This window comes from Caldisphaera sp., from assembly GCF_023256325.1.
Taxonomy (GTDB): Archaea; Thermoproteota; Thermoprotei_A; order Sulfolobales; family Acidilobaceae; genus Caldisphaera.
On record NZ_JAGDXI010000003.1, the window covers coordinates 1 to 10,807 of the forward strand.

Genomic DNA, 10,807 nt, shown 5'->3' on the forward strand with positions numbered 1-10,807 from the left:
GTTGGATTTTCTGTTGAGTTAAAAGTTATAGTGGGGACAGTTAAATATTGAGACAAAGATAAGCTTATATTTGGAGTTATAACTATTCTCATGAGACTTTGATACGAAGAACCATAGAGAATACCTTTTTGATAAACTACATAATAAATTAGATAAACACCCGGATATTTATATTTAAGGTTAACATAACTAGTTGTTGTATTTATAATACTTCCATTACCTGTATAAACTAAAGCGTAAACTCCATTAGAAGGTGTATATTCCGGTAAGAAAACACTTAATGGACTATTCGCAACAGCTGTTAACGATGCTGGCGAAGCTGGTTTAAGTATTGATAAGGATTGCGAGCTTGTAGAACTTGATTGCGTTGTTGTTTTATTTTTATTAATATATGTAATTCCTATATATGCTCCAACTATAATAACCACAATAATTACAAAAACAGAAATAATCAAACCTTTTGAAATTGACCTCCTATTCCACTTATTTCCTACTTCAATAAGCATCGCCTATAAATAATAAATGCTCTGAGGTTTATAAAGTTATATAAAGTTATTTTAATAATATTACTTTTTCGTTCTTAACTATAATTCTATCACCATCTTTTATTTCTCTCAGAGCATTAACATCTATGTTATCTACTAGAGGTATGTTGGCTAAAACGCACCCAGCTATTATAATAGGTTCTGATTTGCCCATAACTATAGCCTTAGGTGAAAAACCGTTTTCTTTTAAAGCATATATAATATATGACCCTACAGTGCTTCCCCTCGGTTTATATGCAACTATTATTTTATCTTTTACATTTCTTCCATCAACTAGGTTCCCATTATAAGGATTTACGTCTCCATAAAAGCTAATTTCGTTAATTACTAAGGCCTCACCTTCAGTTTCACCTTTTACTAAAGCTCTACCCGTAAATTCTTTCATAATCTCAATACCTCTTCTAGATCATCTAAAGAAATTAAAGATACATTAATACCTTTTTTAGATAAATAAAAATACGCTTTATAGCTATTTGTTACAACATTTAGTCCATGATATCCAAATGGGCTAACTATTAAGCAAGTATCTCCAATCAGTTTAACGTTTTTCGATTTTAAGATGTTTAGAGCGTCTTTATCTATTTTGCTCATTTCATTTCTCGATGATGTTATAACTATCTGGGTTTTTAGATTATCAACTTTTTTCAAGTACTTTGCAATTTTTTCAATTTCATATTTGCTTGTATGAGGGCATCCAAAATATATTAGGTCAGGCTTATCATTAGGCTTTAATTCATCTTCTCTCTTTTTAATATCATTAAAGTCAATAGTTATAGTCTCATTTATTTCTTTTTCGTTAAATTTAATAGGAGTTATTCCTTTTATAACTACCATTGCCAAATTACCTGCAGCTCCAATTGATGCAGAGAACTCCTTAACAGTTGTTTCATTTCTTAATTTTTCGTATAAATATGGAGGTTTATCGTTATTATGGATTTTTGATATTATTTCACCTATAATACTTGCTCTAACTTCATTAATTTCATAATTTTCCGGTTTATTAACTTTATACTTTATTTCCGGTATTCTATTTTCCTCTATGTGGAGGCCATAATAATATATTTTACCAACTATGGCTGCCATTAAAGAAATAGGACCACCTTCCCTATTTGTTTTAATACCTAAAACACTGTTTCCATAAACTACAGCATTTGATTCCCCCCATGCAACACTTGATCCTATTTTGATTTCATTAACCATAGGCAAGTAATATGGCGTACATGACAAAGTTAAATCAGCCCCCATTTTTTGCAAAGATCTTAATATTTCTTCTTGTCCTTTTATATAATTTCTATCGATTTTTGTAAATGGAATTGCATCATAATCTAACGTGTCATATCCAATTGGATTAACAGTAGTTTTTACAGAAAATTTTATCCCTTCATCTGAAAATTGTTTTATTAATTTCTTACCAGGTTCACCAATATTACCATAAGATACTCCGGAAATGTGAGCGTGTGTTATGCCTATTAGCTTTTCTGAGTTTAATGAATCCCCAACGCTAACTATAACTTGCATTGCTTTAGCTAATCCCCAACCATATTCTCCATTTAATATTTTTTCTTCTTCTTTAGTTAGGTACATTATATCGCCCTAATACCACCATGTTTTTTTAAAGTTATGCTCTGGTATCATATATATTTTATCAGAATAAGCCTTACATTCTTTTGCTAATACGCAACCTTGTTTGCAACCTGTAATTTTTTTACATTCATCGTTACAAGTTGTCATGCAGACTGGTTCATTAATTTTACAGCATTTTCTTCCAAATGACCACAATATATCGTCCATTATAAAAGGATCAATTCCTGATGATTGTGATACAATTTTATAAGCCTGTCTTATAGAAATTCTTAATATTATATCTTCAAACTCAGAGAATTCTTCTTGAGCAGCTATCTTTTCTCTAGTCAATTCATCTGTTTCTACTAGTCCTAATCTCAGTGCAATCCTCGTTAAATGATTATCTATAGGTACTTCTTTATTAAAAGGATCATTTATATTTAATATTCCTCTCCTTTCTAAAAACTTTGCTAATAAAAAGGATTTTTTCTCAACAGGATCTTGATACGCTTTAAATATCTTTAATAGATCTATAAATCCATCGTTTACCCCTCTCCTTAAATATCCTTTAGAAATTGTTATTATATCATACGGATCATAAAAATTTTTCTTGATTTTATTACCAATATCTTTAACTAGTTCTAATCTAACCATAATATCGCTTGGATAGATTTTTCTATTTTTATTCTCTATGGTTAGCCATTTTATCATATTATCTTGATTTAAATTTGATAAGTTTTCTGGGTAGAAAAATGAGGGATCTTCTTTATATTTTATGCTACCAAGTTTGTATAATGCATCAGCACCATGATAATATTTTCCTTCTATAATTCCTTCATAGGGTCTATCATGATAACTTAGTCTATGATCTATAGATACCATAACTAAGAAATATAATAAGACATCCTCTTTAGGAGAAGATAATGGAGGGAAAAAATCTTCATCATCATACATGTCTATTTTTATTGGTTTAATTTTTTCTAATAATTTTCCTATTTTTTGGCATGATTCATAATTTATTTTTATTTGCATTTTCTCCCCTTAGTCCCCGTAATCATAAAACTTATTAAATCTAATAAAAATCAAATTCAACAAAGAAAATTTTATATTCTATAAATATTTAATTCTCTAAATAAAAATCAAAATTGTTTATATCTCTGTTAAATACGTACTTATAGGAGGAGGAACTAATGGAAACTTGGCTAATTGAATCATCAAAAATTTTAGAAAAGGCTAGGAATTTAAGTGATGAGGAGAAGAAAGTATTTAGATATTTTTTAGAAAACATTTCAGTTGGTGACTTAAGAGCAGTTATGGATTTAAACAGAAAGGGAATAAAAAATTCAATTCAAATTATCGAGTCTTTAGTTTCCAATGGTTTATTAGAAAGAGGAAATTATTGTTATAGTTTACCGTACAACTTAAGGGTATATATATCTATTCAAGGACCGCCTGATATTTAATCTTTTTCTAATTATTTCTATACGGTGATATAATTGAAAAAGGTATACCATTTAGATGCAGAGGAAGCTCCAGAAAGAATGATTATTATGGGTGATCCTCAAAGAGTTCAAATGGTATCAAAGCTTTTAAGAGATCCTATATTAGTCAGTAAAAGTAGAGACTTATTTGTTTACAAAGGATATTACAATAATGTGGAAGTAGGTTTAGCCGCTCATGGTATGGGTGGGCCAAGTGCCGCAATTGTTATAGAAGAGCTAATAAAATTAGGCACAAAGTATATTATAAGATTAGGGACTGTAGGCTCGATTGTTAATGAAATTGATATAGGAGATATAATTGTACCAACAGGAGGTTCTTTTTACTATGGAGGAGCAGGCTTAGGACTATATTTCAATAACATATGCCCTAATACAGCTCCAAGCTATGAATTGTTATATGAATTAGTTAACGAATTAAATAAAAAGAAAATTAAATATTATATAGGTTCTGTTTTTTCAAGTGATTCTTTTTATGCTGAAAGTAACTATATAGATACTATAAGAAAGTTGGGATTTATAGGTGTAGAGATGGAATGTGCAACACTTTTTGCATTGTCTAATTTAAGAAATATTAAGTCTGCCTGTATTTTAGTAGTTAGTAATAATGTAATAAAAAATAAGGTAGGTGATTACTATAACTCAATAATAAATGCAGCTAGTGTTTCTCTTAACGTAATTACGAAACAATTTCATTAATTAAAGAAATTTAAGATATATTTATTATATATAGATAAATTTTTAATGCAAGAAATTAAATTTCACTAGGGTGAAAAAATGGATCAAAAACTAAGATCACTAATATTTACTTCATTAGGTCACTTCTTAAATGATAGCTTTATTGTTGTATTTTCAATATTGATTGCTTATTATTTAGATATGAAGATTTCAGCCTCATATTTAGGTGTTATGGGTGCATTAATAAACATATTATCAGGTTTAATAAGCATATGGGTCGGAAGAACAGCAGATAAAAGCGGTAGCCATGCAAGATTAATGCTTTTAGGTTACACATTAATAGGTATATCTATAATCGTATATGGAATTTCTTTTTCTTCACTTAAATATGATTTATTGTATATATCTATTGCATCAATAATGCTAGGCTCAGGTTTATCATTTTATCATCCACTAGGCGGATCGATACTTCAGCATACTTTTGATCCTAAGGATTCACCAAGAGCTCTTGGAATTAACGGTTCATTTGGAAGTTTAGGAAGAGCTTTATTTCCAATCGTGATAGTATTTATGATAAAATATCTTGGTGGCACTCTAGGCTTATCCATTATAGGGGTTTACACAATTATACTTGGTTCAATAGTATTTTATGGTCTGAGACCAATAAAAATTAAAATTGATAAGAAACTGTTTGAAAAATCTAACTTTGAAAAATCTAACAATGAATTAACTATAAATTCTTTTTATTATATTTTGATTCCATTAACTATAGTAGTTTTTATTAGAGCAATTTTTATTGCAGGAGTGCAAACATATGCACCTACCTATTTGGATCATTTGTATAATTCCAAAATATTAATGAGTATTATATTAACTGTATCATATGCAACTGCTATATTTGGTCAGCCTTATTTTGGAAAATTAACTGGTGATATAGGAGGGAAGAAAGTTGTATATTTAACTACTATTTTTGCAACTTTATTTTATATAGCTTTTTTATTTATAAAAAATCCCATAATAATGTCAATAATGTTTATGCTATTCTCATTGTTTGCATTTAGCGGTTTTCCAGTTCTTTTAGGTTATGTAGGCCAAATAGTCGATAGAAGTTTGTCAGCAAGGGCTAATTCCCTCATATGGGGAATTGGTAATACTGTTGGTGGGGCCATCGGAATATTAATAGGAGGTATTTTATTAAACAAAATTGGATTGGTTAACGATATGATACTATTCGCTATTATAGGTGTCGTATCTACAGCATTGCTACCATTAATTCCAAATAAAAGGGGTTAGGGAACAACTAAAACATCTGACTTTATTGATTTACCTGCAACTTTACTTGTAACGCTGCCTAAAATTAACCTTTCAAACCTAGAAAGTCTTCTTCTACCTAATACTATCAGATCACATCCATTAGATTCTGCATAGCTTATTATAGTATCTGCAGGATCGCCAGATAAGACTTCATATTTAACTTTTATCCCTTCAGATTCTAATTTCTTTGCTACTTCATCGAGCTTTTTCTTTGTAGAATCAATAATTGTTGCAGTGTTTATTATATCAGGACTAACTATTTCTCCAACTATTACTGACGCAGGTGGTACTACAGTAATTAAACATAATTCAGAATTAAGGTTTTTCCCCAATTCTATAGCTTTTGCAAGAGCCCTTTCCCCACCTTCAGAACCATCATAACCAACTAAGATCTTTTTATACAATTTTCCACCTCTAAATTATAAAATGTCTATTTACATATTTAAATTTTCACCGAATAATATAGATATTGCCCGATGAAGACCGCTGCAGGTGCGATAAGATGAGCTTGGCCTGTGTTACAGAGGGCTTATAATTTAATTGATAAAATGAGCAGTGATGACGCTGATATCGTCGGAAATGATGAAGATAATATCCCCGTCTGAGCTTATGTAGTTTTTTCTATAACTATAGTTAAATAACTGCTTTTCTTACCTTTATATTTTGAGGTTCCTATAGATGAAGAAGATATCTTTAAATTTTCTCCTAATCTAGATTTCATAGCCAAATAAACTTCTGCAACTTTGCAAACATTTTCTCCTACACCTGTTAGTTCTATTTGTTTCGATCCTTTGTTTAATTCTAAGATTGCTTGCAGTGCGTAATCCTCAGCTGGATCCTTACCGAGGTTTATTTTTACCCTTTCTTCCATTTTAATCGCCCATAAATAGATTGACTTCAGAAATTATATATATAACTAGTTTCTTTTATTAAGCTTACAATAGTTGTTTAGCTTTTTAACAAATATTTCATCATAAATTTCATTAATAAAATCTACTGGAGACAATTTCTCGTTTTCTATCATGTCTAGCTGACTTTCAAGTATTCTGCTGCTTTCTTCTGTTAATAAGTCTTTAAAAATCGATTCCATTAGATCATTATATATTTCTATGCCTGATTTAGTTGGTATTATATATTTTTTCTTTTTGCTCTCTATTACATAACCATGTCTTATGTTAGACTCTATAACCTTTGCATATGTACTAGGCCTTCCAATATTTTTCTTTTTCATTAGCATAACTAAATCCCCATTTTTATATAGCTCTATTAAGCTTCCTTTATAGTATATCAAGTCATTTAATGGTATTTCGTATTCAATATTAGCTTCCTTTTTAATCCAATTTTCTAACGATGGCTTAGTTATTATCGTGAAACCCTCTTTTACTATATTAGTATTAAACTCTTTTTCTTGCTCTAAATCCCCTAGAATAAGCTTTACGATTGCTTTTTCTATTATTGATGAGCTCATTTGACTCGCAATAAATCTTTCAAATATTAATTGATATAACTTGTAATGGAATTGGTTTAGTTCCACAGGCACCCTAATTGTTCTTTCTAATACAGCTCTCTCCAATTCTTGAGCATTTAATGGTTTTGTTACTCTTATTGCTTCATGAGCACCTTCATTTCCCCAAGTTCTTGGTTTGTAATATTGGATTAAGTTGGCCTTTTCCAAATACTCTTTTGCTATTTGCATACCTGTTTGAGATATCCTTATTGAATCTGTTCTGTGATATGTTATTAAACCAGAATAAAACAGATCTTGAGCTAATTTCATTGTTAGTTGTGCTGTGTAACCATACTTTTGGCTTGCATCAAAAATTAATGCATCAGTAGTATATGGAGGCAATGGATTAACTTCTTCATTATACACTTTAACTGTTATAGCTTTTAGTTTGCCCTCTTTGATTGCATTTTCTGCTTGTTCTTTGTTCTTTGTATAATAATAAATATAATTTTGGCTTGGCAGCTTAACTTTTATTTTAAATCCCATTTCTTTCTTGTATTCATTGTATCTTTCAATAACCCATCCCAATACAGGAGTTTGTACTCTACCTGCTCCTAACCAAAGTTTACTATACTTATTTTGAAGGTATTTGCTTGTTGAAAATCCAATCCATCTGTCGTCTATTCTTCTGGCTATTTGTGCGTTTACTAACCCTTTATGTATCTGCCCTGGTTGTCTTAATGCTTCTAATACAGCATTTAATGTGACTTCATGAAATGCTGATCTGTAAATGTTTTTGTTATATGGTTTTAAGGCTAAGTAAAGATCCCAAGCAATTTTTTCTCCTTCTCTATCAGGATCTGTCATTATTATTATTTGGTCAACTTCTGTCGCAAGTCTTTTTATAGATTGTAAAATTGACTCTGATGTTATGACAGCAGATGATCCGCATCTAGGGCACTTGTTGACTTCTTGAGTAAATTGATATCCACATTTTAAGCATTTTTTAATTGAAGTATAAATCGGGCTTATTGTACTATCAATTAGGTTTATGCCATAGCACGATTCATTATCATCGTCAACTATTAGCTCATATACATGACCTTTTGAAGCAGTTATTGTTAAGAGATAGACGGTATTTGTTATTGGATCAACGGTTGTTGTTTCATAAATGTTTAGGTTTCCCTCTCTCCTTCTAGCAGGCTTTCCCCAAAAGCTAGCTATTGTCTTAGCTTTGGTTGGGCTTTCAACTATAATAAGCTCACTCACGATATTTACTTTTTTACCTCCGTTTATTTTTCTTGAATCTTCTATTTCCTTCTTTACTTCATCTAAATTCAGTTCATCGAATTTAATAAAATTCGCTTGACTTATGTACTTTAGCTTTTCGCTTATTGATTCTATAAGTTCAGGAATTTCATCGATTATTATGGAAAGACCCTTTGTCATATGACCATGATATAATCTGCTTGTTCTTCCGCTTGCTTGTAAATATGTTGGCCCATCAGATGAATATAGATAAAGCTGTCCTTTTTCGTTTCTAATAACAAAAGAGCCTATTTTTATCCTATCTCCATCATTTGGAATATAATTTATCATTTCTTTATATACTTTATCAATAGAATTACTAACTAAATCTTTCAGAACTTTTAATATACCCTTTGCTTCCATTTCTCCCCTCAATACTGCTGCGACTATTGGTGATTGTTCACTATATTTTGATAAAAAGCTTTCTAAACTCTTCCGCAAACTCGAATACGATTGATTTTTTTCTTCTAAAAACATTACAATCCTTAAAAGTCTCTGCGGAGATATCATAGCTGTCTTAAACTCAAGTTTTCTAGCAGGCGTTCCTATAAATATAGCATATTTTATGATTTCTGGCAAATCAATACCTCTTACAACAGTACCATATCTGCTTGCTAAGCCTATAATAATATCTGCATCTCCTTTTTCAAGTTTCTCAACAGCTCTTCTTGAATTAGTTATGGCTTGTATAGCATTTATTCCATTTTCTTTTAGCATATTTATTAATGGTTTTACAACGTTTTTTCCATACGATTGCGAAATAAAAATAATGCCTCCTTTACCAAGCTTCTTAACCAGTTGTATAGCTTCGTTTAACACATCTTTTGATATAATATATGTGTCAAAAACATTTCTTAAATAATCTGTACCTCCACCAATTTCGAAACCCAATAGTTCTCTGAATATCAAATGTTTAATACCTTTGGGCCTACCTGTTGCAGAGGCTATTATTAGTTGACCTTTTATTTCTTCATTGTTACTATTTAAAAGGTTCATTTGCAAATCAGAAATTTCTTGCTCTAGTTGTTTTATTTTATCTTCTTTTTTGTTAGATAACGCTATACTGAAATCCATTTTTTTAGTAACCAACTTATAAGCTGTTTCAACACTTTCTTCTGTAAATCCTAATAGTATTAGAACCCTGTCTATATTTTTGCTATTCCTTAAAAGGCTATCTACATCATCAACAACTATCAATCCAAAAGGTGAGAACTCTTTTAATTTATTAAACTTTTTAGTTAAATATCCAGGAGTTATTATTAATACTTTGTAATCGCCTTTTTCTATTTTTAATAGCATATCTTCCTTCATATTTTTGGGCATAGAAGAATAATAAAAAGCTATTCCATCATTTATAAAGCCTTTCAATCTTTCTGCTGTTTGTGCAACTAAATTTTCTGTTGGTGTTAAATATAAGATCTTTCTATCTAATCCATTAATGGCCCTGAAGGCGGTATAGGCCATTAAAAGGGTTGTTTTTCCTACTCCAGTAGGAGCAACAATAGAAAAGCTTTCAGGATATAAAAGCCTTCTAGCCCAACTTTTTTGGGCACTTGATAAATAATAACTTGTTGTTTTTTCGAAATATTCTTTGAATTCATTATAACTTTTTTCCAAATAATAGAGCCAGGAATATCCATATAATTTCCCCCTTTTTCTCAAGGCTTCACCAATAGAAATTGGATCATTATTTTCTATTTCTACTTCTAAGCATTGATTACAAGGTAGTCCTTTCTCTAATCTTACTGAAGTTATCTCTTTTCCGCAATTGGGGCAAAGATGCCTAAATGTTGGATCTAATGACATAAATCGACCGCCTGAGGGCCATCCTCGATTAAAAGGTTTCTAAGAATCTAGAGTTATTAAGCATTAAGGGTACTTATTTTATTTATAAAAAATAAAAATAAAAAGTTATGGTTTTTCCCACCACCAGAAGAATGACTCTAATCCATTGGTTATAGCAGGATTTGATTGCCATGCTAAGTTGTTTTGATAAGCATTCATATATGATCCTAATATCCAGAACTTGCTAGGTATGACGACATATACAAATTGATACTGATTTATTGCTAGCTGTTGTGCATTATGTATTATTTGAGTAGCATTGCTCCAACCTTCTTCATCTGCTAAATCTGCTTGAACTATCAAATTATTTAATTGTTGGTATTGTTGAGCTTCCTGCCACATTAATGAACCTACATAGGTATTATTTGTGCTGTTAAACTGATGTGATAATTGCTCTAAGTATCCGACATCCCAACCATCAGGGGCTGCGTATATACCTCCTTGTTGATATATGAATGGTAACCAATACCATGTTAATGGTATTCCATTCCAATCTAAATAATAAACAGGTAAAGGATTTTGTCCGGGTATCATATATGATATTATAGTTGAGAATGGCATGTATAAAGGTTGTGCATTTATGTTTGGATCTATTTCATGTAATGCCT

The 10,807-nt window shown here is 30.5% G+C and carries 9 protein-coding genes and 2 pseudogenes; 3 read left to right on the forward strand and 8 right to left on the reverse strand.

The features are described 5' to 3' along the window. The 4 genes and pseudogenes from Q0C16_RS00175 to Q0C16_RS00190 all read right to left on the reverse strand — a co-directional run. A pseudogene (locus tag Q0C16_RS00175) lies at positions 1 to 506 on the reverse strand (ABC transporter substrate-binding protein); the annotation flags it as partial. 46 nt (positions 507 to 552) lie between these two features. Then, a complete protein-coding gene (locus Q0C16_RS00180) occupies positions 553 to 930 on the reverse strand; it encodes a DUF126 domain-containing protein (protein ID WP_292319017.1) in 378 nt (125 codons plus the stop codon). After that, a complete protein-coding gene (locus Q0C16_RS00185) occupies positions 927 to 2,129 on the reverse strand; it encodes an aconitase X catalytic domain-containing protein (RefSeq protein ID WP_292319018.1) in 1,203 nt (400 codons plus the stop codon). Before Q0C16_RS00185 ends, Q0C16_RS00180 begins: the two co-directional genes overlap by 4 nt. A gap of 9 nt (positions 2,130 to 2,138) precedes the next feature. Then, positions 2,139 to 3,140, reverse strand: coding sequence for a hypothetical protein (locus Q0C16_RS00190; protein ID WP_292319019.1), 1,002 nt, complete (start codon positions 3,138 to 3,140; stop codon positions 2,139 to 2,141). 158 nt (positions 3,141 to 3,298) lie between these two features. Here Q0C16_RS00190 and Q0C16_RS00195 point away from each other — a divergent pair, with 158 nt between their 5' ends. The 3 genes from Q0C16_RS00195 to Q0C16_RS00205 all read left to right on the forward strand — a co-directional run bounded on the left by Q0C16_RS00195 (position 3,299) and on the right by Q0C16_RS00205 (position 5,578). After that, complete coding sequence (locus tag Q0C16_RS00195) at positions 3,299 to 3,571, forward strand: hypothetical protein (protein WP_292319020.1); 273 nt, start codon at positions 3,299 to 3,301, stop codon at positions 3,569 to 3,571. A 33-nt stretch (positions 3,572 to 3,604) separates the two neighbouring features. Further along, a complete protein-coding gene (locus Q0C16_RS00200; protein WP_292319021.1) occupies positions 3,605 to 4,306 on the forward strand; it encodes a purine-nucleoside phosphorylase in 702 nt (233 codons plus the stop codon). A gap of 78 nt (positions 4,307 to 4,384) precedes the next feature. After that, on the forward strand, positions 4,385 to 5,578 hold the full coding sequence (locus tag Q0C16_RS00205; RefSeq protein ID WP_292319022.1) for an MFS transporter: 1,194 nt from the start codon (positions 4,385 to 4,387) through the stop codon (positions 5,576 to 5,578). Here the strand turns inward: Q0C16_RS00205 and Q0C16_RS00210 are convergent. From Q0C16_RS00210 to Q0C16_RS00225, 4 genes and pseudogenes are all read right to left on the reverse strand, one after another. Continuing rightward, the gene (locus tag Q0C16_RS00210) at positions 5,575 to 6,003 is read right to left on the reverse strand and encodes a universal stress protein (protein ID WP_292319023.1); all 429 of its coding nucleotides are present in this window, start codon (positions 6,001 to 6,003) and stop codon (positions 5,575 to 5,577) included. The two genes, Q0C16_RS00205 and Q0C16_RS00210, sit on opposite strands and share 4 nt — an antisense overlap. 203 nt (positions 6,004 to 6,206) lie before the next feature. Continuing rightward, positions 6,207 to 6,470, reverse strand: coding sequence for a DNA-binding protein (locus Q0C16_RS00215; protein WP_292319024.1), 264 nt, complete (start codon positions 6,468 to 6,470; stop codon positions 6,207 to 6,209). A 45-nt stretch (positions 6,471 to 6,515) separates the two neighbouring features. Beyond that, on the reverse strand, positions 6,516 to 10,160 hold the full coding sequence (gene rgy / locus Q0C16_RS00220) for a reverse gyrase (protein WP_292319025.1): 3,645 nt from the start codon (positions 10,158 to 10,160) through the stop codon (positions 6,516 to 6,518). Between the two features lie 105 nt (positions 10,161 to 10,265). Then, positions 10,266 to 10,807 (reverse strand): annotated as a pseudogene (locus Q0C16_RS00225) (ABC transporter substrate-binding protein); the annotation flags it as partial.